The organism is Mycobacterium sp. E3339 (assembly GCF_001666915.1).
In the GTDB taxonomy this organism is placed as follows: Bacteria; Actinomycetota; Actinomycetes; order Mycobacteriales; family Mycobacteriaceae; genus Mycobacterium.
Genome location: NZ_LZIZ01000221.1, coordinates 1 through 20,880 on the forward strand (window position 1 = coordinate 1; position 20,880 = coordinate 20,880).

The 20,880-nt window shown below is 67.7% G+C and carries 22 protein-coding genes; 9 read left to right on the forward strand and 13 right to left on the reverse strand.

Annotated features, from left to right (window positions below; all coding sequences use genetic code 11):
• The 4 genes from A5702_RS20830 to A5702_RS20845 all read right to left on the reverse strand — a co-directional run.
• Positions 1-1,261, reverse strand: a 1,261-nt coding sequence (locus A5702_RS20830) for an amidohydrolase family protein (RefSeq protein ID WP_231965121.1), incomplete at its 3' end; no start/stop codon positions are given.
• 14 nt (positions 1,262-1,275) lie between these two features.
• Positions 1,276-2,490, reverse strand: a complete 1,215-nt coding sequence (locus A5702_RS20835) for an amidohydrolase family protein (protein ID WP_068223309.1) — start codon at positions 2,488-2,490, stop codon at positions 1,276-1,278.
• A 4-nt stretch (positions 2,491-2,494) separates the two neighbouring features.
• The gene (locus A5702_RS20840) at positions 2,495-3,292 is read right to left on the reverse strand and encodes an acetoacetate decarboxylase family protein (protein ID WP_068223311.1); all 798 of its coding nucleotides are present in this window, start codon (positions 3,290-3,292) and stop codon (positions 2,495-2,497) included.
• Positions 3,289-4,218: an SDR family NAD(P)-dependent oxidoreductase gene (locus tag A5702_RS20845; RefSeq protein WP_068223314.1), complete on the reverse strand. Its 930-nt coding sequence runs from the start codon at positions 4,216-4,218 to the stop codon at positions 3,289-3,291. The genes A5702_RS20840 and A5702_RS20845 overlap by 4 nt, the downstream gene beginning before the upstream one ends.
• 98 nt (positions 4,219-4,316) lie before the next feature.
• Between A5702_RS20845 and A5702_RS20850 the strand changes: the two genes are divergently transcribed.
• Positions 4,317-5,186: a helix-turn-helix domain-containing protein gene (locus A5702_RS20850; protein ID WP_231965122.1), complete on the forward strand. Its 870-nt coding sequence runs from the start codon at positions 4,317-4,319 to the stop codon at positions 5,184-5,186.
• Between the two features lie 24 nt (positions 5,187-5,210).
• On the opposite strand, the gene A5702_RS26780 is transcribed toward A5702_RS20850, so the two are convergent.
• The 3 genes from A5702_RS26780 to A5702_RS20865 form a co-directional block, all read right to left on the reverse strand.
• Positions 5,211-5,621: a hypothetical protein gene (locus tag A5702_RS26780; RefSeq protein ID WP_068223317.1), complete on the reverse strand. Its 411-nt coding sequence runs from the start codon at positions 5,619-5,621 to the stop codon at positions 5,211-5,213.
• Positions 5,622-5,768: 147 nt separating this feature from the next.
• Positions 5,769-5,999, reverse strand: coding sequence for a hypothetical protein (locus A5702_RS20860; RefSeq protein WP_055403595.1), 231 nt, complete (start codon positions 5,997-5,999; stop codon positions 5,769-5,771).
• 49 nt (positions 6,000-6,048) lie between these two features.
• Entirely contained in the window at positions 6,049-6,837 is a 789-nt protein-coding gene (locus tag A5702_RS20865) for a hypothetical protein (RefSeq protein ID WP_156669696.1), read from the reverse strand.
• A 134-nt stretch (positions 6,838-6,971) separates the two neighbouring features.
• On the opposite strand from A5702_RS20865, the gene A5702_RS20870 reads away from it, so the two are divergent.
• The 3 genes from A5702_RS20870 to A5702_RS20880 all read left to right on the forward strand — a co-directional run bounded on the left by A5702_RS20870 (position 6,972) and on the right by A5702_RS20880 (position 12,581).
• Complete coding sequence (locus A5702_RS20870) at positions 6,972-9,923, forward strand: hypothetical protein (protein WP_156669697.1); 2,952 nt, start codon at positions 6,972-6,974, stop codon at positions 9,921-9,923.
• Between the two features lie 445 nt (positions 9,924-10,368).
• A complete protein-coding gene (locus A5702_RS20875; protein ID WP_068223325.1) occupies positions 10,369-12,306 on the forward strand; it encodes an alpha/beta hydrolase in 1,938 nt (645 codons plus the stop codon).
• Between the two features lie 62 nt (positions 12,307-12,368).
• Complete coding sequence (locus A5702_RS20880; RefSeq protein WP_068223327.1) at positions 12,369-12,581, forward strand: hypothetical protein; 213 nt, start codon at positions 12,369-12,371, stop codon at positions 12,579-12,581.
• Positions 12,582-12,596: 15 nt separating this feature from the next.
• On the opposite strand, the gene A5702_RS25940 is transcribed toward A5702_RS20880, so the two are convergent.
• Positions 12,597-12,932: a DUF732 domain-containing protein gene (locus tag A5702_RS25940; RefSeq protein WP_082956147.1), complete on the reverse strand. Its 336-nt coding sequence runs from the start codon at positions 12,930-12,932 to the stop codon at positions 12,597-12,599.
• Positions 12,933-13,262: 330 nt separating this feature from the next.
• On the opposite strand from A5702_RS25940, the gene A5702_RS20890 reads away from it, so the two are divergent.
• Positions 13,263-14,183, forward strand: coding sequence for a cation diffusion facilitator family transporter (locus A5702_RS20890; protein ID WP_068223329.1), 921 nt, complete (start codon positions 13,263-13,265; stop codon positions 14,181-14,183).
• Positions 14,184-14,189: 6 nt separating this feature from the next.
• Here A5702_RS20890 and A5702_RS20895 read toward each other — a convergent pair whose 3' ends face one another.
• The 4 genes from A5702_RS20895 to A5702_RS20910 form a co-directional block, all read right to left on the reverse strand.
• Positions 14,190-14,534 carry a DUF732 domain-containing protein gene (locus tag A5702_RS20895; RefSeq protein ID WP_055403589.1) on the reverse strand — a complete coding sequence of 115 codons (345 nt, stop codon included), beginning with the start codon at positions 14,532-14,534 and terminating at the stop codon, positions 14,190-14,192.
• 73 nt (positions 14,535-14,607) lie between these two features.
• Entirely contained in the window at positions 14,608-16,116 is a 1,509-nt protein-coding gene (locus A5702_RS20900; protein ID WP_068223333.1) for a sodium:alanine symporter family protein, read from the reverse strand.
• Positions 16,117-16,256: 140 nt separating this feature from the next.
• Complete coding sequence (locus A5702_RS20905; protein ID WP_067815466.1) at positions 16,257-16,574, reverse strand: DUF732 domain-containing protein; 318 nt, start codon at positions 16,572-16,574, stop codon at positions 16,257-16,259.
• A gap of 55 nt (positions 16,575-16,629) precedes the next feature.
• The gene (locus A5702_RS20910; protein WP_055403587.1) at positions 16,630-16,962 is read right to left on the reverse strand and encodes a DUF732 domain-containing protein; all 333 of its coding nucleotides are present in this window, start codon (positions 16,960-16,962) and stop codon (positions 16,630-16,632) included.
• Positions 16,963-17,074: 112 nt separating this feature from the next.
• Between A5702_RS20910 and A5702_RS20915 the strand changes: the two genes are divergently transcribed.
• The 3 genes from A5702_RS20915 (at position 17,075) to A5702_RS20925 (ending at position 18,941) form a co-directional block, all read left to right on the forward strand.
• The gene (locus tag A5702_RS20915) at positions 17,075-17,821 is read left to right on the forward strand and encodes a Clp protease N-terminal domain-containing protein (RefSeq protein ID WP_068223337.1); all 747 of its coding nucleotides are present in this window, start codon (positions 17,075-17,077) and stop codon (positions 17,819-17,821) included.
• Positions 17,822-17,907: 86 nt separating this feature from the next.
• Entirely contained in the window at positions 17,908-18,441 is a 534-nt protein-coding gene (locus tag A5702_RS20920; RefSeq protein WP_068223340.1) for a hypothetical protein, read from the forward strand.
• Positions 18,429-18,941: a GNAT family N-acetyltransferase gene (locus tag A5702_RS20925; RefSeq protein WP_067815456.1), complete on the forward strand. Its 513-nt coding sequence runs from the start codon at positions 18,429-18,431 to the stop codon at positions 18,939-18,941. The genes A5702_RS20920 and A5702_RS20925 overlap by 13 nt, the downstream gene beginning before the upstream one ends.
• On the opposite strand, the gene zapE is transcribed toward A5702_RS20925, so the two are convergent.
• The gene (gene zapE / locus A5702_RS20930) at positions 18,928-20,010 is read right to left on the reverse strand and encodes a cell division protein ZapE (protein WP_156669698.1); all 1,083 of its coding nucleotides are present in this window, start codon (positions 20,008-20,010) and stop codon (positions 18,928-18,930) included. The genes A5702_RS20925 and zapE overlap by 14 nt on opposite strands.
• Between zapE and A5702_RS20935 the strand changes: the two genes are divergently transcribed.
• Entirely contained in the window at positions 20,009-20,764 is a 756-nt protein-coding gene (locus tag A5702_RS20935; protein ID WP_068223343.1) for a pyrimidine reductase family protein, read from the forward strand. The genes zapE and A5702_RS20935 overlap by 2 nt on opposite strands.
• The last annotated feature ends 116 nt before the right edge of the window (positions 20,765-20,880 follow it).

The following is a 20,880-nucleotide window of genomic DNA, read 5'->3' on the forward strand; positions in this document are numbered from 1 at the left end:
CAGCATCCCCAAGTGGGAGGCGGCCCGCCGCACCGGACGCCACTGGCTGACGGACGCCGAGCCCATCCCCGACCGCGTCGTCTTGACCGAGGTCCTCGGGAGTGGGGCCGATGCGTTCGGCCAACCCGGCGAGGGCGCCCAGATCGAAGTTGTATATCTCGGCCGCGGCCAGGCCCAGCATCTGCCGGGTCTCGTCGATGGGAACGTCCCAGAAGGAGCGATGCAGCCACTTGCGGGTGTGCGGCCACGTGCCCTCCGGGTGGGGAAAGTCGTTGCCCCACAACAGGTTGGACACGCCGATCTCGTAGCGGCGCGCCAGCTCCCGGCGCTCGGTGGTGGTGGCCCCGATGAAGCAGTTGCGGTCGAAGTAGGCAGAGGGCGGCATCGTCAGGTCGCCCTCCATCTGGTGGCTCATCTTCTTGGCCGAGTGCTCGCGCAGATACCGGGTGTCCATCAGCCAGAGCAGGTCGTTGGCCCAGAACGCACCGCACTCCGTGACGCCCCACCGCAACCGCGGGAAGCGCTCGAACACCCCCGACCACAACGCGAACCACATCGGCCGGGCACCCCACCAGCGCACCTCGGTGACGTAGATGCCCAGGTGCCCGCCGTACTCCTCCTGCGGCGCGGGGCCGGAGTGCGTGTGCACCGGCATCTGCAGGTCCTGGCACGCTGCCCAGACCTTGTCGTAGCGGCGGTCGTGGTAGGGCGGGTAGCCGACCCAGCGCGCGGGAATCAGGATCCCGCCCCGCAGCCCGGAATCGGCCGCGCGGGTGATTTCGGCGACCGCGGCGTCGACGTCCGCCAGGATCGGCACGACCGCGACCCCGGCCCGCCGTTCGGGGCTGTGGCTGCACAGCTCGGCCAGCCAGCGGTTGTGGGCGCGCGCCCCGGCCATCGCGCGCCCCGGGTCGAGGTCGCCCGATTGGCCCAGCCCGGCCCCGAAGGGCGCCCCGGCGACCCCGGTCACGGCGTCGGCGTCGGGGAAGATCACCTCGCCGACCACCCCGTCGCCGTCCAGCTCCCTGTCTCGCAGCGCGACGTCCCATCCGCCGGCGATGCCCTCGCCGTTCTCGGAGAACCACTCCTGCGCGAACTGCTCGTCGATGAATCCCCCGGCCTGCGCCGCCGCAGTCTTCTCCGCCAGGTACGCCTCGAAGTCGTCCCGGTATTCGGGGTCGACGTACTCGCGGTAACGCTCGGTCGGGAGCTCGGCGTGGGTGTCGGCGGAGATGATGACGTACGGGGCATCAGGGTTCATGGTGCGTCCTTTCGCTACCAGGTGCGGATGGGGTCGGGCTCGAACACGGTGCTGCTCGCGTCGGCCGGCACGGCGGCCAGCGGTTCGGCAACCTCGGCCACGGTCGGGCCGATGCGGGCGGTCAACGGCGCGAGCGCCTCGAGGTCGAAGCCGTAGACGGCCGCCGCGTTCCCGCCCAGCATGGCCGCTACCTCTTCGGCCGGGACGTGGGAGAAGGTGTGCCGCAATGCTTCTCGCGTGTAGGGGGCGGTGCCCTCGTAGTGCGGATAATCGCTTCCCCACATGATGCGGTCGACGCCGATCCGGTGGCGCTCGGCGCACTCGACTGGACGCATGAAGCTCGCGCCGACGTAGCACTGGCGCGACCAGTACTCGCTGGGCCGCAGGCTCAGCGAACCGGCGGTGGGTCCGGCGAACCGGGCGATCGCCGAGCTCGCCCGCGCGTACCGGGCCGCGGCGACATCGAGCGAGTCGAGGGTTGCCGGTATCCACCCGGCGCCCTGCTCGGTGAAGACCACGGTGAGGTCCGGATGCCGATCCAGCGCGCCGCTGAAGATCAAGTGCCACAACGCCCGGTGCGCCCACCAGTGCGTCTCGTACACCCACACCGCCAGCGAGCTTCCCCAGCCATCCATCGGGCTCGGCCCCGCGTTACCGCCGTGATGGTTGACCACCAAGCCCGCGTCCGCGCACGCCGCCCAGAGCGGCTCCCAATGCTCGGCGTAGAGCGGGGGAAGGCCGGTGCCGGGGGCGATTCCGGGCAGCAGCACGCCCCCGCGCAGGCCCAGCTTGGCGATCTGCGCCAGCTCGGCGATGGCTTCGTCGAGGTCGCCCAGCAGGATCTGGCCCACCCCGGCGCGCCGCTCGGGCGACAGGGAGCAGAAGTCGGACAGCCAGCGATTGTGCGCACGCAGGCCGGCCCAGCGCAGCTCGAGCTCGCGGGCGGTCTCCGGCGGCGGGGCGGCCAGGCTGGCGTGTGGGAAGAACGGCGGCACGGTGTTGGGGAAGATGACCTCCCCCGCGATGCCTTCGCGATCCAGCTCCGAGTTGCGTAGGTCGCTGTCCCAGTTGTGCTCGGCGTCGGTCTCCGCGAGATCCCCGAACGGGTTGACGTATGTCTTTGCCCAGCTGTCGAATTCGTCGCGGTAGCCCGGGTCCAGGTAGTCGCGGTAGTCGAGCAGGTCGGCGCCGGCGTGGCAGTCGGCCGAGATGACCGTGTACCGGTCCATGCGCCTATACCCGCGCCGGCCCGGGGGCGGCCAGCAGGGCCACGTCGTCGTAGCGCTGGTGCACGTACGGCAGCAGCCACTCCTGCGGCACCCGCGCCGCGATGCGACCCACCTGGATGGTGCGGCGCCGACACCACGTGATGGACGTGATCTCGCGGACCGCGACGTCGGCCACCGGATCGAGCGGCGACTCCCCCAGCTCGAGCGTGCCGTCGATGTTCTCCAAAAGCTCGTAATGCCGGTGATATTCGCCGTAGACGAGGTGTGGGTCGGTGATGCCGCTGCCGTCGGGGGCGCGCAGGAACTTGAAGTAGAACTCGGTGTTCACCTGGTCGGGCGGCAACTCCGCCGGGCCGGTGATACGCCCGTCCACCCTGATCAGCTGGTGGCCCAACCGGTCAACGGCGGCGGTGACGCGGTCACCGTCGCGCTCGACCGCGATGTGCGCCAATTTCTTTGGCTCGCCGAATGTTTCGCGCCCACCCGTGACCGACTGTTCGGTGGACTGGGGCATGAAAAGCGGATAGTCGCCCTCGACTTCGCCGTGCCGGGCGGTCACCGAGAACACGGCCGAGCCGAAGGGCGCCATGCCTTCGATCCGGACCCGCTGCAGCTGAACGCGCACCAGGGGTTGGGCCGCCGGCTCCAGCGGCTTGGGCAGCACGGCCGCGACGATGTCCGGATCGGTGAGGTAGGTGACGGTGATCGCCTCGGTGGCGATGGGCGCCTTGGTGGCGTCGATCTCGTGGTCGACTTGCGCCTCGGGCGGGCGAGGGCCGTAGCGAATCTGGTTGGCGCTCAACGTGTTCCTCCTTCGGTGTGCTTGGCATGCTGGCCGAGGACATCGACCAGGTAGTCGGGCTCGCCGCGAGCGAGGATCGATGCCGCCTTCTTGCTCACGACCTCATCGGCCGGTGTGGGCGGACCCATCATCCAGAACCGGTCCGATTGAATCCCGTCCACCACCTGCTCGGCGACCGTCTCGAGCGGGGCGAACGCGACATGCACGCCCGCGGCCTCGAAGCGGGCCACCACCTTCTCTAGCGTCTGGTCGGGTGTGCGGCGTTCCTGGGTCGCGGCGTAGCGCTCCGGCCGGTGCCGCCAGGACTCCCAGATGCCGGTGTTCAAGAAGCCGCCGGGGAACAGCACGTGCGCCCGCACCCGGGTTCCGGTCATCTGCAGATGCGTGTAGAGGCTCTCGGTCAGGCAGAGCACCGCGGCCTTGGTCATCGGGTAGACCGCGGTGGCCGGTCCGCCCATTGCCCCCCGGGCGATCGGTGCGAACCCGCCGTTGCCCGAGCAGGTGTTGACCACGTGCCCTTCGCCTTGTTCGAGCAGGAGCGGCACGAACGCCTTGATGCCGTGGATGACGCCCAGCACGTTGACGTCGATCCCCCAACGCCAGTCGGCCAGGTCGTGTTCCCACATGTAGCCCTCGGAGACGCCGCCGGTGCCGGCGTTGTTGCACACCACGTGCACCGCGCCGAAGCGAGCTTGCGCCTCCTTGGCCAGCGATTCGACGGAGGCATAATCGGTGACGTCGGTGACCACGCCGGCCACGTCGACGCCCTCGTCCGCGAGCGCCCGGGTCGCCTCGTCGAGGGGTTCGGCGAGGACGTCGGCCAGCACCACTTTCATGCCTTCTCGGCCGAAACGCCTGCCCATGGCCCGGCCGATGCCCCCGGCCCCGCCGGTTACGACCGCCACCTTGCCCGCGAGGTCCTTCATTGTGGCGATCGTCACATAGGCGCTTATGACATCGCAAGCGGTCGCATTATGCGACCATTGCGCCCATGGCGCCGCGCCCTTCTCCGTAGACCGAGCGGGTGGTGAACCTATTCGAGCAGCTGGCGGGCGACGCGAGCCGCGGGTTGACGTTGGCCGAGGTGTCGCGCCACCTGAGCGTGCACAAGGCCAGCTGCCACTCGATGCTTTCCGAACTGCTGCGCGCCGGTTGGCTGCTGCGCGACCCGGTCCGCAAGACCTACCACCTCGGTCCTGCCCTGGTCCGCCTCGGCCGAGAGGCGGCGGCGCGCTACCCCGCCCTGGTGTTGGCCCGCTCGGCGATGGCCGAACTGTCGGCCGCGACGGGCGCCCACTGCGTGGCCTTCTCGGTGAGCGAGGACTACTCCACCGTCGTCGATCAGGTCCGAAGCCGGCACGGCGGCGGGCACCCGATGCCGATCGGCACCCAGTTCCCGCACCGCCCGCCGTATGGGGCGTCGACCGTCGCGTGGTCCGCGCCGGAGGCTCGGGAGCGCTGGCTGGCCGCGCTGCCCGCGGATGTGCGCGACCGCTACCGCCAAGCCATCACCACGGCCCGGGAGCGGGGCTACGCGGTCGGTCTGCACCTGCTGCCCGATCTACGGCTGCAGGAATTGGCGCTGATCGTGCGCAGCGCCGAAGTCCGTTCAACGCGGTTGAGCCAACTCGCGCAGGCCTTGACCGACGAACTGATCCATCAGGAGGAGTGGTTCCCCGTCAGCCTGGCGCCGGAGCGCACCTACGAAGTGAGCCACATCGACTCCCCGATCCTGGAGCCCGGGTCCCGCATCGCGCTGATGATCAGCCTGGTCCCCAGCGCCGAACCGATGAGCGGCGAGGCGGTCACCCGGATGGGGGCGCAGCTCGCTTCCGTGACCCGCCGGCTAAGCGCGGCGTTGGCCGACGACTCGGTGGGCCAAATTAGTTCGTAGCCAACCGGCGAAGCGCGGGTGGACTCAGTCGTCGTCCTTGTCGTCCTTATCGTCGTCCTCGTCGTCCTCGTCGTCCTCGTCGTCCTCGTCGTCCTCGTCGTCCTCGTCGTCCTCGTCGTCCTCGTCGTCGTTGTCGTCCTCGTCGTCGTTGTCGTCCTCGTCTTTGTCCTTTTCGTCGTCTTTGTCGTCCTTGTCCTTCTCGTCGTCCTTGTCCTTCTTGTCGTCCTTGTCCTTCTTGTCCTTCTTCTCGTCCTCGTCCTGATCGGAGTTATCCAGCTTGTCCGCGTACTTCGTCAAGAGCTCAGCCAATTTGCGAGCCTCATCAGAGTCCAACGAATCGATGAATAGTTGCTCGTCGGCCTCCGAGACGCGCTGCACAAAAACCGCGTCGTCCTTGATGCCGACGTCCCACCGGCCGCCCTCGTCACGAGCCATCTGATGCCGCCTTTCAATTGATTGCAATACCGACGCGCCCGGCGCGTTACAGCGTTGTTTACCCACTTGCGCCGGTCACGTCTCACCGAATGTCCGGCCGGACTCGGGCAGCGGCGCTCGAAGGGGCGGCCCAGCTATCAGCGCGGCTTACGGCGCAAGCGGCCGCTTGAAGAAGCACGCGACGGAGAAGGCCCCGCGGTGGTCGGCATCGAGTCCCACCATTTCCCACCCCTGGCGGCCGAGTTCGTCGGCCTTCTGCTTCATCTCCTCCATGGCGGTGTCGCCCTCCAGGTAATCCCACGTGTACTCCCACTGCTGGGGGTACCACTTGCCATCGGAGGCCAGCCACCAACCCGGGCCCGGCGAAGGATTGTTCATGTGGTCGTGAGTACCACAGATGGCGGCGAACGCCGACGCCGCGCCTCGACTACGGCGCGAACGCCCAACCGAGAAAGATGTTTTGCGAATCGGTGGGGCTCGGCCGTATTTCGCGGATGTGCGGGGGTTGGAAGTAGTTGGCGGTGAGGTACTGGCCGTTGCCCTCGCTGAGCATCACGTGACCGGTGCCGTGGTCGAATCCCGGGTTGCTGGTGAACACGAGCGCCCCCTCCGGGATGTTGTCGGCGTTCGGGTGGATCAGCCCTTTGCGATTGAAGTCGTTGAAGGCATCCATCGCCGACGGGTATCTGAACGTGTGGTTGTAGGCCTGCTCGACGAACGCCTCGCACTGCACCGTGTTGTCGGGATCCGCGGCCATCTGTCCGCGCGCCCACGCCATGGCATGAGCCGCCTTGTCCTCGCCGGTTGTCGCGGCGGGCGCCGCCGCGGCGGCGGCGCCACAGTCGGGCCCCAGCGCGTCGAGAGTGCGCGTATCGATGTCGACATCGGCGACGTAGTGGCCGTCAGTTGTCTTGTACCAGAGGCTATCCCAGCCGTCGTTGGCGATTTGGTAGCTGAAAAACCCCTTCACCGGGTCGCCCGCGCTGTGACAAACCAGCGTCAGGACCTGGCCGGCGTTGTAGACGCCGTCCTGGCCGGCATTCGATTTGGAGCCCTTCATGCGCGGGGTGGTCGGCGCTTTGACGGTGGCGGTCGTATCGGCGTGAGCCGGCGCGGCGCTGGGCAGACCTAACGCAAAAACGGCTACGGTCGCGGCCGCGATTGCTGCTTTCATTGCTCGGTCTTTCTGCCACGTCGCTATGAAATTGATCGGCACGCTACACCAGCGCCAAAGCCTTTGTCGCCGAAACGGCTATAAGAACTCGCGGGAGCAATTCCGCCGTTGCGCTACATCGGTGTCTGGGCTTAATTACCATGCGCTGAGACAGGACCCGGTTAACGAGGTAGACGATGCCGAAAACCGAGAGCTTCATTTCTCATCGCGCGGCCCAAAGGGTGTTAGTGGTTCTGGCGATCGCGGGCGGCTCGGCGATCGCGCTGTTGGCTCTGCCGCACACCTGCGTGCCCCACATCGCGCGCTATATCTACGGCGACCGAAAAGGCGTGCCGGGCGTCGCCGATCGGATTCCCGCCTACGTCAGCGCGGACCTCTTCGTCATCCTCGGTTACGTATTGGTGCTCGGCGGTTTCGCGTGCTACTTCCGGACCCGGGCCGCCTCCGTGACCGGCCGGCTGGTGGCGGGGTACGTCGTTGCGGCCGTGGTGCTTACGGCCCTCGCCGACCTCGCCGAGGATGGGCTGCTTTACCTCACGGTGCATAACCAGAAGTCCACGATCTTGATCAATGCGACGTCCGCGGCGGCGACCGTCAAATGGTGCGCCCTGCTGATAGCGCTCCTGGGCATACCCACGACGGTGGGGATCCTTTTCCGCCAGGCGGCCGCATGGTGCAGGTACGGGCGGCTCACGTCGGCCGAGGACGCCGCCACCGCGTGGTGGGATCGCGTGTTGATTCCGAAGGAGCAAACGGGCGTGCGGTCGCCGGGCACGACCACACCGCTTGTCACCGAGGACGAGTGGAGCTGGGTCGAGGCGTACAGCGTGCCGGGCGCCAACGACGTGCTCGACCGCCGGAAAGAGGAACGGGTACAAGCCATTTGCCTTTCCGGCGGCGGGGTGCGGTCGGCCTGCGTGGCGATGGGGGCGCTGCAGGTGTTTTCCACCGAGGACAAACTCAAGACGCGCGACGATCCGCAGCGATTCGGCAAGGGCGTCGAGCCGAAACTGGTCGATACCGTGGACTACATCATTTCGGTGTCCGGGGGTGGATACACCGCGGGCGCCCGACTGCTCGCCCTGCAGAGCGACCCCGAAAGCCCCTTGATTTCCCAGCGATTCGAGGACGGATCGGTCGAGTTCGACCATTTCCGCAGGGGCTCCAGTTATATCGCGGACTCCCCGGCCGACTTGATCAGGGCGCTGGCCGAGGTGCTCAAGAACCTGCTGGCATCCCTAACCATCCTCTTCACCCTTCCCATCCTGATGGGATGGGTGTTCGGCTATCTGCTGGCCCGGCCGCAATTCTCATTCGCGGCCATCGTTCCCGTTCCGAATCCGCTTGTGGACCAAGGGCTCAAGCGCCTGCCCCGGGGTTATTCCCTCTGCCTGATCAGCCATCCCGCGTCGTGGTATGCAGTCGGGTTCTTCGCGGCCTCGGCAGTAATTTTCACCACCGTGGCGATCGTCATCGAATTGCTCAGCTGGCAAGAGGGCGGCGAGACCTGGAAAATGCGGATGCAGCGGCTGGCGGTTGGCAGCGCGGTGTTCGGGTTGGTGGTGCTGGCGGTCGCCGTCGGTTTGCCCGTTCTGATGCGGCTGTGCTCGACGTTGAGTCTGCACGCCTCCGACAATCCGGGCGCCGCGGCGGCGACCTTCTCCGGCGTGGTGGGCCTGAACTATCTGGCCGCGGTGGTCGCGATGGCGTGGAAGAAACGCACCGCCCTCTCCGAAGAGGCGGCGAAGCTTTCGACTTGGAAACGGTTGCTACCGCCCGGCATTGTCCCGACGATCCTGGTGACCGTCACACTCGCCGTCCTACTGATCGCGTGGCTGACCACCCTCGGCGTCTTCGCCGCGGCCGTCTTCCGCACTGTCACCGCGGACGGGGTGGAGGGGGGCTCTCGATACGTGCCCAACGTGTGGTTCGTCGGGGCATTGGTCGTCACCATTTTGTGGATCGGCGTTGTGGACGTCACCTCAGTGAGCTTGCATCCCTTCTACCGGCGCCGCCTCGCCCGAACCTTCGCCGTGCGTCGCGTCCGCGCGCCGGGCGGTGGTTGGCGGGCGAAACGCTACGAGGAGATCGAGTGGACGTGGTTGCCCGACTATGGCCAGGTGCCGGGCGACCGAGGGCCCCGATTCATTTTCGCCGCCGCGGCCACCATCACCGGCGACGGAAAGCCGGCGCCGGGACTCAATGCGGTTTCCTACGTGCTCAGCGGTGACCACATCGGCGGCCCCGAGCTGGGATGGTTGCACACCCCCACCCTCTTCGCTATCGCGCCACCACGCATCAAGCGCGATCTGACGGTGGTGGCCGCGGTCGCGGTGAGCGGCGCCGCCTTCGCCTCGGCGATGGGCCGCCAACAGAAGGGATTCGAAAAGCTGCTGGCCGTCTCGGGCGCCCGACTGGGGACCTGGTTGCCCAACCCCAACTTCGTCGCCAGCCTCAAAAACGCCGAGGACGGGACCGGCGGCGACGAGAAGGAGAACCGGAGGCCGTGGCCGAAGTGGCTACCCACCATCCGTGGCGCCGGCTACTTCTACCGAGAACTGTTCGGGTTCAACTACAACGACGCGCGCTTGGTGCAGATCAGCGACGGCGGCCACTACGAAAACCTGGGACTTGTCGAGGCACTGCGTCGTCGCAGCCGACTGATCTTCTGCTTCGACGGCGGCGGCGACACTCCCCCGTTGCTCAGTGGGCTGGCCGACGCGATCCGGTTGGCCAAATACGAGCTGGGCGTGACGATCACGTTCGACTCGGCCGATTACCCGTTGACTTACCTCGCCCCGGGCTCGGGCACGCTTCCAGAAGACAAGGCGTTGGAAAGCCTGAAAGACCGCGTCACCAAGAAGACGGTCGCGGTGGCCACCATCACCTACCCGGCCGCCTCGGGTCTTGCGAAGGATGACCGCAAGGGCGTGCTGATCTACGCGAAAGCCGTTCTCAGCGAAACGTGTCCGCAGTGGCTCTTGACCTATGCCGCGTCGAACGTCGTCTTCCCCCACGACCCGACGTCAGACCAATGGTTCAACGAAGGGCAGTTCGCCGCCTACACCGCGCTCGGCCGGATCATGGGAGCGGAGGCCTACAAGGCTGCGGACTACGTCTTGAAGTGAGCGGGCGTAACGGTTACGGCGGGGGCGGCGGGGGCGGAGGCGGTGTCCATCGCCGCCCATCCGTCGTCCAGCCGCACGGCAGCCAGTTCAACTGCGGACCGTCGAACGTCAAACATTTCGGCCCGAAGGGCGGCGGGGTGGGACCCGGCGACGGGGGGTCGGCGCGGGCGGTGGCCCCGCCGAGCATCAAAGCCCCAACGGCTACACATATCGCTGCCGGCTTCTTCATCGCCACTCACAAAGCGATGATCGCTAGCCGTCGGCCTGCAAGTTCACGTTACGGAATTCTAGTCGTCCCGCCGTGTCAAAGACCTTGAGAATTCCTGCCAATCGGCCCACGAAGGCCTGTCCCCAACCGGGGCTCGGGGTGACGGCGCAACGCGGCGGTGAGTGTTAAGTTCGCCGGCATGAGTGGCCGCGACGCCGCGAAACCGCTGGCGGGGCGATGCAGCTGCGGTGCGTGAGCATCGCGGCGCTGGTGGCCGAAGCCGGCGGTGATCCCTGGGCGATCAACCAGAGCCTGCAGGCCGGTAGCCCGCGCCAGATTTCAAATCTCGCCGAAGCTTTTCGTCGGGCGGCCCGCTGCACCCGCGAGGCGAATGCCGCCTTCGAACAAGCGCGCAAGCGGTTCGACGCGGCCTGGGACCACCCGAACGGCGATCATCCAATCAATGACTCCACCGAAGTGCGGCGGGTGACCAGAGCCCTCGGCGCCCAGTCGCTGCGATTACCCAGCATCGCGGTTGACCTGGAGAACATCGCCGCCACCTTGGCCGAGGCGCAGAAGACGGCAACCGGCGAGATGGCCACCCTGGACGCCCGGCTGCACCACCTCGACGACGTGATCGGGCGGGCCATCGAAATGGAGAAAACCGCCCACCTCGGCGCGGCCGACAACGACGCCCTCGACGCGCTCATCCGCACCTGCGAAGACGACGCCGTCAGCGACACCACTGCCGCGCTTACTTCGCTGCGGTCGCTGCGCGCCGGCTACTCGGCCACGTTGCGGGACGCGGTGAACAACTTGGGAGCGGACGGTGATGACCCTGCGCCCATGCCGAAAGGCGGTGCGTTCGAACAAGTTCCACCACCCGGCACCGACGCCGCGGACGTGCATCGCTGGTGGACGTCACTGACGCCCGAGCGGCGGCAGTGGTTGATCGACGAAAACCCGGACCGCATCGGCAATCTCAACGGTGTGCCGGTCCCCGCCCGCAGTGACGCCAACATCGCCGCGATGACCCGGGACCTCGACCGGGTGCGCGACATCGCCGCCCGCGCCGGAACGTCCGTCGCCGATGTGATGCGTGATCCGGCGCGATACGGGCTATCGGCCACCGACGTCACCCGCTATCGGAACGCCAACGAGACCAAACAAGGCCTCGACCACGACGCGGTCGACGAACCCAACCCGACTTACCTGTTCGCCTACGACCCGTTGGCGTTCGGCGGCAAGGGGCGCGCCGCAATCGCAATCGGCAATCCGGACACCGCGCGCAATACCGCCGTGATCGTGCCGGGCACCGGTAGCAGCGTGCGGGGCGGCTGGCTGCGCGACGCGCACGACGACGCCATCAACCTGTTCGCTCAGGCCAACGCCGCCGACCCGGGCAAACCGACCGCGGTGATCGCGTGGATGGGCTACGACACCCCCGACGACTTCTCCGACGTCGAGCGCATCTCCACGCCCAAAGTCGCCCGGGCGGGCGGCGCGGCGCTCGTGCGAGATGTCAACGGGCTGTGGGCCACTCACCTCGGCACCGGTCAGCACGTCACCGTGCTAGGTCACTCCTACGGTGCGACGACGGTGGCCGATGCCTTCGCCCTGCACGGCATGCACGCCAATGACGCTGTGCTGCTTGGTTGTCCGGGCGCCGACGCGGCCAACAGCACCAGGGATTTTCACCTGGATGGCGGCCATGTGTTCGTCGGGGACGCCTCCACCGACCCGGTCGGGATGCTCGGGCAACTCGACGGGCTGAGCAACCATTTCTTCGGCGGAGACATCGTCGGTCAGGTTGCGGGCAGCGACCCGGGGTTGGGCGCCGACCCCGCCACCGACGGCTTTGGATCGGTGCGCTTTCGCGCCGAGGTGCCCGGCTCGGACGGCATCGACCCCCTCGACCATTCGCACTACTACCACCCGGGCAGCGAGGCGCTGCACGCCATGGCCGACATCGTCTCAAGCCACGGCGAGGCGTTGGAGGCCGACGGGCTGACGGCGGGACATCGCCGCCAGGTGGGCGGCCTCCAGCTTCGGATTCCGGGGCTGGCCCCGATCACCGTGGGCCCGCACACGCCGGCGATCCTCGACCCGGAGTGGGCCCGGCCGCGCGGTTCTGTAACCGACAACCATTTTTTCGATGCTCAGCACCATCATTGATCACCGGTCGTCTAATTCGTCTGCAGCGCAACGAGTTTCGTCGGGCGGGTAGAGTCGCGGGCATGAATTTGGTCGAGTGGCTACAAACCCCGCGTCACCTGCGGACGCGACTGATGATGGAACGACAACCGATACGGAACCTGCAATTGGAGACGGTGTTTCTCGAAATCTCCCACCGCGAGGCGATGCTGCGGTTCCCGGTGATGTTCATGGTGCTCCCGAGGCGGTCTCGCCCGGCGGGCGAGGACACCCCCCGCCGCGGCCAGGCCAACTGACCGCGGAAACTTCGATCAGCTCTGGGTGGCTTTGCTGACGTACTGCGGGCAGTACGACTGCGTCGCGGCGCCGATGAAGTAGCCGGAATTGTGGTCGGACAATGAGAGCGCGCTCTTTACATCGGACAAGGTCTGCGCCAAAGTCGCGCCATTGGCCCAGTCCTGGCAAACTCCATGCCCGGCGTTGACGATCGTTTGGTTCGACAGGCCGGAAAGGGTGATGCCCTGCTGTACGAGCGCCTGCAGGAAAACGTCGTCCGTCGAGTCCGCGCTCGCAATCGGGATCGCGACGGCCGCCGCGCTCGCCAAGGCCGCAGCAACGGCGCCGGTCAGCAGTGTCAATTTCTTCATCGGTGTCTCCTCAGTCGGCTGCGGGTCCGAAGACCGAATCGTGACTGTCTATCGATGCGCTAATCAATAACGCTGAGGCAACTTTCGCACAACTGACGCTTCGGCGCTCGGCAATCGAGCAAACTCGAATCCGGACCCACCGGGGCGCTCGGCGCCTTAGTCCAATTAACGGAGATGCAATTTAAACGGGTGCCATTGTTCGGGTGAAGCGGCGCGGCATTCAACGGAGAGGGGCCGGACGCGGGCGCGGCGTTGCGGGCGATGGCCCGAGCGCTGGGCGGGCGCGTAATCGGCTTGGGCGCCGGCGCCCGATGGGGGCATGCTTGCGGTATGCACATCGTCAAAGGCGTCCGTGATCCCGCGGCAAGCTTTCCCCTGGACACTGGCACCGATGACGCGGCCGAGCGCCGGCAGGCCAACCGGGCCGTGGCCGTCAGCGCCGTCGGACTGGCGCTGACCGGGCTCGTCGAACTGGCCATCGCGCTGCTCTCCGGTTCGGTGGCGTTGCTCGGCGACGCGCTGCACAACCTGTCCGACGTCTCCACCAGCGTCCTGGTGTTCGTCGGGTTCCGGGCGTCGCGCAAAGTTCCCACCGAACGGTATCCCTACGGCTACGAACGCGCCGAAGACCTCGCCGGAATCGGTGTGGCAGTGGTGATTTGGGGCAGCGCCTCCGTCGCCGCCTTCGAAAGCGTCAACAAGCTGCTCCGGCACGGCGGCACCGGGTACGTGGGCTGGGGCATCGCCGCCGCGCTCGTGGGGATCGCGGGCAACCAGCTGGTGGCCCGCTACAAGTTGGTGGTGGGCAGGCGGATTCGCTCGGCGACCATGGTGGCCGACGCCAAACATTCGTGGCTGGACGCGTTGTCGTCGGCGGGGGCGATGCTGGGCCTGATCGGTGTTGCGCTCGGCTGGGGCTGGGCGGACGCGGTCGCCGGGATCGTCGTCACCGGTTTCATCTGCCACGTCGGCTGGGAGGTGACCTCCGACATCGCGCACCGGCTACTCGACGGAGTCGACCCCGAGATCATCACGACCGCCGAGGCCGTCGCGGCCACGGTGCCGGGCGTCACGCACGCGCACGCCAGGGCCCGATGGACCGGCCGGACATTGCGCGTGGAGGTGGAAGGATTTCTCGATCCGCAGACTCCCCTGGCGGCGGCCGATCGAATCGGTCGCCTCGTCGCCGAAGCGCTGGCGCCGCGGATACCCGACATGCACAACTTCACCTGGACCGCGAGGGCCGCCTGAGCGAGGTCAGTTCCCGGGTTGCCCGTCCGGCTTCGGGCCGCGGTCCTCGCCGGTCACGTACTTCGGGCAGTAATGCGCCGCCGCCAGGTAGGTGAACTTGGCCGCGCTGGCTCCCTGAAAAGCGGGGTTCTGATTGCGCAGCTGCGTCACGATTTCCGCGGACGACTGGCCGTCGTCGAGCAGGTCGCACACCGACTTTGCGATGGTGATCGCGTTGCCCCCGTCTTGATAGGTGAGACCGGCGTCCCGCAGGTCGGTGAGGAAATCCTGATCGTTGTTGACGTCGGCATGCGCGGGGACGGCCAGGCCGATCGCCGCGGCGACGCTCGCCGAAACCAGTAGAAATCGCATAACGCAGCGATTGTCGCAGACCCGTTGGCGAATGGCACCTTGGTGGGCGAACGGCGGGTGAACTCTCGCCGGGTTACGCCGCCGGCGCCCGGGAGGGCCGCAGCGCCGGCCGGTGCAGGGTCAAGAACTCGGGCAGCGCGCCGACCTGCCGGCGCCCCGCGCGTTCCCAGATGTCGCCGTCGAGAACACCGGGCAGGCCGGCCTCGCTGGCGATGAAAACCGGCATCCCGCCTTGCACGAACTGCCGGTGGTAATCCTTGAGCGCCGCGAACGCCCACTTGCCGAGCAGGCAGATGGTGAGCAGGTTCGCGATGGCCATCACCGCCATCGTCAAATCGGCAAGCGCCCACACCAGCGTCAGCTTGGCCAGGGCCCCGAAGACGATGGACAGCAGCGTGACCACCTTCAGCACGTTGGCCGCCAGGCGCCGGCCACCCAGGTAGAACAAGTTGGCCTCGGCCACCACGTAATTGCTCAGCACCGAGGCGAACGCGAAGACGAACACCACCGCGGTCATCAACACCGTGGTCCACGAGCCGAGGTCGGCCGCGACCGCTGACTCCGTCAGGCTCGCCCCGGCGACCGCCCCCAAGCGGGCCGGGTTGTAAGTCTCGGGACCCGACAGCAGCACGATGAATGCCGTCGCCGTGCAGATCACCATCGTGTCGACGAACACGGCGAGCGACTGAATCAGCCCCTGCTCCACCGGATGTGCCACGGTCGCGGCGCCCGCGATGTTGGGCGAGCTGCCCATCCCGGCCTCGCAGGCGAATAGGCCCCGCTTGACGCCGGTGACCATCGCGGCCAGCACGCCGCCCGCGAAACCCCCTGCCATTTGGCGGATTCCGAACGCCCCGCCGATGATCTCCTTGATCACCGTCGGCAGCTCGGTGATGTTGACGGCCACGATGCCCAGCGCCAGCAGCGTGTACACCAGCGCCACCACCGGAAGCACCGATCCGGCGAATTGCGCGACCCGTCGAACGCCGCCGAACAGCACCGGTGCCGCGAGCACGGCCAGAACGAGGGTGGTCCAACCGACCCCGATGCCGTGCGACGACTGCAACACCCCGCTGATCGCGTTGGTCTCCACCATGTTGAACGCGGTGGAGAACGTGATCACCAGCAGCATGGCGAACACGACACCGCCTGCGCGCGAACGCAACCCGCGTTCGATGTAGAACGCGGGGCCGCCGCGGAAGGCGCCGTCGTCCGAGCGGACCTTGAAGATCTGGGCCAGGGTCGCCTCGATCACCGCGGTGGCCATGCCGACCGCCGCAACCACCCACATCCAAAAGATCGCACCGGGCCCGCCGACGGTCAGGGCGATGGCGACGCCCGCGATGTTGCCGGTGCCCACCCGCGACGCGAGCCCTACGCAGAACGCCTGGAACGACGAGATTCCGCCATCCTGGCGGTGCGCCCTACCGAGTTGGCGAACCATCCGCCCGAAGTAGCGGACCTGAATGCAGCGGGTGCGGACCGTGAAATAGATGCCGCCACCGATCAGCAAATAGATCAGGACGTGCGTATTGAGGATGTTGCTCAGGGGTTCGACGAGCTGCTGCTGAAGGAAGTCCAAACCCCTGCTTCCTTTCGACTGCGGCCGCTGTCCGTCGCCGAAATGGTATGGGTGAATTGTTGATTACACGTTTCGTTCACCCACGGTTAGTGCGCGCTTATGTTAAAAGCGCGTCACAATCTCCCCGCCGTGCCCGGCCGCTAGGAGGCGGTGCTGGGCGGCGAAAGGGCTTGGGGGCAATACGAGTTGGCGGCGATGGCGGCGAACCGGGTGGCGTCGTCGCCCTGCAGCCCACGATTGAGCATCTGGAGCATCCGGACGACGTCCGTCAGATTCGCGCCCTCGCTCACCAGCTTGCACACGGACTTGCCCGAGGTGATGGCCTGTTCGGGATCCGAATAGGCCAGGCCGGCGGCGCGCACCGTGCCGAGGAAGGTGTCGTCGCTGCTATCGGCGTGCGCGGGAGCGGCCAGGCCGATGGCGGCGGCGAGGGCGAGCGAAATCAGAAATGGCCTCACGGCTCACTGATCGTTCCAGAGCCGCGGCCGATCCGCATCTCGAGGAGCGAGGCGATCAGGAACTGGCGGTCGCGGTCGTCGTGGTGGTCGACGAGATCGCGTCCGGGCAGTACGCGCTGGCCGCGATCGCGGTGAATTTCTCCGCCTTCTCCTCGGTCAGCGCGGCCGCCTTGGACGTCATCGCCTTCGCGATGTCGGGCATCGCGGTACCGCCGCTGGCCGCCGAGCAGACGTAGTGGGCCGCCTGGATGACCTGCCCCGGATCGTTATAGGTGAAGCCGGCCTGGTCCAGGGACGCGAGGAAGGCGCCGTCGGTGTCGTCGGCGTGCGCGGGCGCGGCCAGAGCGATTACGGCCGCAATGCCAGAAATTGTCAGAACGAGCCTCATAACTTCGAAATCGTTGCAGAAGGCCCGACAAATATGCGTCTGGCGAAACAATTATTAACAATCGTCAACCTCCGGTTGACAATGCCCGGTCCGTCAACCTAGCGTTGACGCCATGTCCGACCCGACGCGCATCGCCTACCCCGTCCGCCTCGACGAGCTGATCAGCGCCATCAAGTCGGTGCACACCGACGCGCTGGATCAATTGGCCGACGCCGTGCTGGCCGCCGAGCACCTGGGCGAGGTCGCCGACCATCTGATCGGGCACTTCGTCGATCAGGCGCGCCGGTCCGGGGCGTCGTGGACCGACATCGGCAAGAGCATGGGCGTCACCAAACAGGCCGCGCAGAAGCGATTCGTGCCGCGCGCCGAGCCCGCCACGCTGGACCCGGAACAGGGCTTCGGCCGCTTTACCCCGCGGGCGCGCGGCGCGGTGATGGCGGCCCAGAACGCCGCGCACGAGGCCGGCAACGACGAGATCACCCCCGACCACCTGCTGCTCGGTGTGCTCGGTGATCCGGCCGCCCTGGCCACGGTGCTGCTCCGCCGGCAAGACGTCGACACCGAGGCGCTGCGCGCCGCCGTGCAGCTACCCCCGCCCGGCGCCGAGACCCCCGCCCTCATCCCGTTCAGCGGCCCAGCCCGCAAGGCGCTCGAGCTCACCTTTCGCGAGGCACTTCGGTTGGGGCACAACTACATTGGGACCGAGCATCTGCTGCTGGCGCTGCTCGAGCTGGAGGACGCCTCGTCCGGCGAAGGACCGCTGCGACGCCTCGGTGTGGACAAGCGCCGGGTCGAGGCCGACCTGATCACGGCGCTCGAGTCGCTCGGCGGCGGCACCGCCGCCCGCGCGGACGGCTGAGCGGGCGTGATCGACCCCTCCCCCACCCCTCACCGCGTGTGCGATCATTCGAAGATCCCCTTCCAGGGCGCCTAGGAGGCGAAGACATGGCGAAGACGCACCGCTGGCTGGTCGTTCTGTCGGCGTTCCTCGTCGCCGCAGCGAGCAGCACCACCGTCGCCGCGCTCCCCGCGCCCCGCGCGTGGGCCGGCGACGCCCCGATCGGCCACATCGGTGACACGCTGCGGGTGGACACCGGCACCTACATCGCCGACGTCACCGTCACCGGCGTCTCGCCGTGCGACCCGCCGCCGGGATTCGGCTACACGCGCGAAGGCACCTTCAGGGGCTTCCCCGGCAGCAGCGTTGAGCGCGCCGACGTCGTCGTCCGCGCGGTCCGGGTGCCCAATCCGTTCATCATGGCGACCAACTTCAGCTTCGACGGCGTGACCCCGTTCGCCGACGCCTACAAGCCGCGGGCCTCCGACGCGCCCGACGCGCTGGACAACGTGCTCACCAACGCGCCGACCGGCGCGATCGTGCGCGGCGAAGTCTATTGGGACGCCTACCGCGATCCCGTCTCCACCGTGGTCCTGCTGGACAAGAAGACGGGCTACCACCTCGCGCAGTGGAACCTCTGACCCGCGCCGTACGCGTAGTCACGTCGAATTCGGTTGACGTTCAAGAACTTGCCGATGTCGCCGCGCGCACCTTCCCGCTGGCGTGCCCGCCCTCGATGGCGCCCGGGAACATCGCGGCGTTCGTGGCGGCCAACCTGTCGGCCGCCCGCTTCGCCGAATACCTGGCCGACCCGCATCGCGCGATCCTGACGGCCGAGGTCGGCGGGCGAATCATCGGCTACGCCATGCTGATTCGCGACGGCGACGACACCGCCGAGCTGTCCAAGATCTACCTCGCACCCGAGCACCACGGCACCGGGGCGGCGACGGCGCTGATGGACCTCGCGCTGGCCACCGCCGGCGAATGGGGCGTGACCCGCGTATGGCTGGGGGTCAACCAGGGAAACGAACGCGCCCAACGCTTCTACGCCAAGAGCGGCTTCGCGGTCAGCGGCACCAGGACCTTTCGGGTCGGCGCCGCCCGCGAAAACGATTTCGTCATGAGCCTCACGCTTGGGTGACCGTCAGCGCCAGCAGCCGAGACATGGCCCGCAGGTACTTCTTTCGGTAGCCACCGGCCAGCATCTCGTCGCTGAATACGGTGTCCAGCTTGTCGCCCGAGGCGATCACCGGGATGCCGGCGTCATACAACCGATCGGTCAGCGCCACCAGCCGCAGCGCGACGTTCTGGTCGTCGATGCCGTGCACGCCGGTCAAGAACACCGCGGTGACGCCCTCGATGAGGGTCAGATACCGCGACGGGTGCATGGTGGCCAGGTGCGCGCACAGCGCGTCGAAGTCGTCGAGGGTCGCCCCGTCGACCCGGGCGGCGCGCGCGGCCACCTCGTCGTCCGACAGCGGCTGCGGCGCCGGCGGCAGGCCACGATGGCGGTAGTCGGGTCCCTCGATCCGCACGGTGGTGAAAATGCTTGCCAGCGTGTTGATCTCGCGCAGAAAATCCTGGGCGGCGAACCGGCCCTCGCCCAGCTGCTCGGGCAGCGTGTTGGAGGTGGCGGCCACCGACACCCCCCGCTCGACCAGCGACGAGAGCAGCCGCGAGATCAGCGTGGTGTTGCCTGGGTCGTCCAGCTCGAACTCGTCGATGCACACCGCGGTGTAGCCGGCCAACAGGTCGATGCATTCGACGAAACCGAACACCCCGGCCAGCTGCGTGAGTTCGCCAAAGGTCGCGAACGCCTTGGGAGTTGACGACTCCGGGCCGTCACCGGGCAGCTGGTAATACGCCGATGCCAGCAGGTGCGTCTTGCCCACGCCGAACCCGCCGTCGAGATACAACCCGACGCCGGGCAACACCGCCCGCCGGCCCAACAACTTTCGCCGGCCCGCGCGGCGTTGCACGGCCTGGTGGCAGAACTGCTGGCACGCCACCACGGCCGCGGCCTGGGTCGGCTCGGCCGGGTCGGGCTCATACGTCGCGAAGCTCACATCGGCGAAGGTTGGGGGCGGCCGTAATTGAGCGATCAGCCGCTCCGGCGAGACCGTCGGGTGCCGATCCACCAGACGAGCCACTCGCCCGGAAGGGGACCCGTGCATGCCAGAACTGTAGCGACGTGCTGCAATCAACCTCATGCCCCTGCCCGAGACGCCGCTGTCGCTGCTCGGCTCGGTCCGCGAACTCACCGACGGTGAACTCCCCCGGCTCTACGACTATCCCGACGGGACCTGGGTGCGGGCCAACTTCATCACCAGCGTGGACGGCGGGGCCACCTCCGGCGGCAGCAGCGGGACGATGGGCGGTCCCGGCGACCGGTTTGTCTTCAACCTGCTGCGCGAACTCGCCGACGTCATCGTCGTCGGCGCGGGCACCGTGCGCGTCGAGGGCTATTCCGGCGCGCAGCTGAGCGTCGCCCAGCGCCAGCAGCGGCAGGCGCGCGGGCAAAGCGAGATTCCGCAACTGGCGATCGTCACCAAATCGGGGCACCTCGACCGCGACATGGCGGTGTTCACCCGCACCGAGGTGCCGCCGCTGGTGCTCACCTGCGCGGCGGCGGCGGCCCCGGCGCGCCAGATGCTCGGCGACCTGTGCGAGGTGATCGACTGCTCCGGCGACGATCCCGGCGAGGTCGACGAGGCCGCCATGCTGGAGATCCTCGGCGCGCGCGGGATGCGCCGCATCCTGACCGAGGGCGGCCCGATGCTGCTCGACTCGTTGATCCAACGCGACCTGCTCGACGAGCTCTGCCTGACCATCGCGCCCTACATCGTCGGCGGCCTGGCCCGGCGCATCGCGACCGGCCCCAGCCAGCTGCTCACCCGGATGCGCTGCGCCCACGTTTTGACCGACGACGCCGGTTACCTCTACACCCGTTACGTCAAGGCCTAGCTTTTGCGGCGACCCGCAGCGCCCGGCGTTGCCGCGCTTGCGATCGCCGCTGGCTTTTGCGGCGACCCGCAGCGCCCGGCGTTGCCGCGCTTGCGATCGCCGCTAGCTACTGTGGT

Bases quoted from the DNA above. Each gene is read 5' to 3' on its own strand.
- A5702_RS20845 (WP_068223314.1), bottom strand. From the start codon at position 4,218: ATGAAGGACCTCGCGGGCAAGGTGGCGGTCGTAACCGGCGGGGCCGGG.
- A5702_RS20890 (WP_068223329.1), top strand. From the start codon at position 13,263: ATGCACATCGTCAAAGGCGTCCGTGATCCCGCGGCAAGCTTTCCCCTG.
- A5702_RS20920 (WP_068223340.1), top strand. From the start codon at position 17,908: ATGGCGAAGACGCACCGCTGGCTGGTCGTTCTGTCGGCGTTCCTCGTC.
- A5702_RS20910 (WP_055403587.1), bottom strand. From the start codon at position 16,962: ATGAGGCTCGTTCTGACAATTTCTGGCATTGCGGCCGTAATCGCTCTG.
- A5702_RS20870 (WP_156669697.1), top strand. From the start codon at position 6,972: ATGCCGAAAACCGAGAGCTTCATTTCTCATCGCGCGGCCCAAAGGGTG.
- A5702_RS20835 (WP_068223309.1), bottom strand. From the start codon at position 2,490: ATGGACCGGTACACGGTCATCTCGGCCGACTGCCACGCCGGCGCCGAC.
- A5702_RS20915 (WP_068223337.1), top strand. From the start codon at position 17,075: ATGTCCGACCCGACGCGCATCGCCTACCCCGTCCGCCTCGACGAGCTG.
- A5702_RS25940 (WP_082956147.1), bottom strand. From the start codon at position 12,932: ATGAAGAAATTGACACTGCTGACCGGCGCCGTTGCTGCGGCCTTGGCG.
- A5702_RS20880 (WP_068223327.1), top strand. From the start codon at position 12,369: ATGAATTTGGTCGAGTGGCTACAAACCCCGCGTCACCTGCGGACGCGA.
- A5702_RS20935 (WP_068223343.1), top strand. From the start codon at position 20,009: ATGCCCCTGCCCGAGACGCCGCTGTCGCTGCTCGGCTCGGTCCGCGAA.
- A5702_RS20895 (WP_055403589.1), bottom strand. From the start codon at position 14,534: ATGCGATTTCTACTGGTTTCGGCGAGCGTCGCCGCGGCGATCGGCCTG.
- zapE (WP_156669698.1), bottom strand. From the start codon at position 20,010: ATGAGGTTGATTGCAGCACGTCGCTACAGTTCTGGCATGCACGGGTCC.
- A5702_RS26780 (WP_068223317.1), bottom strand. From the start codon at position 5,621: ATGGCTCGTGACGAGGGCGGCCGGTGGGACGTCGGCATCAAGGACGAC.
- A5702_RS20875 (WP_068223325.1), top strand. From the start codon at position 10,369: ATGCAGCTGCGGTGCGTGAGCATCGCGGCGCTGGTGGCCGAAGCCGGC.
- A5702_RS20860 (WP_055403595.1), bottom strand. From the start codon at position 5,999: ATGAACAATCCTTCGCCGGGCCCGGGTTGGTGGCTGGCCTCCGATGGC.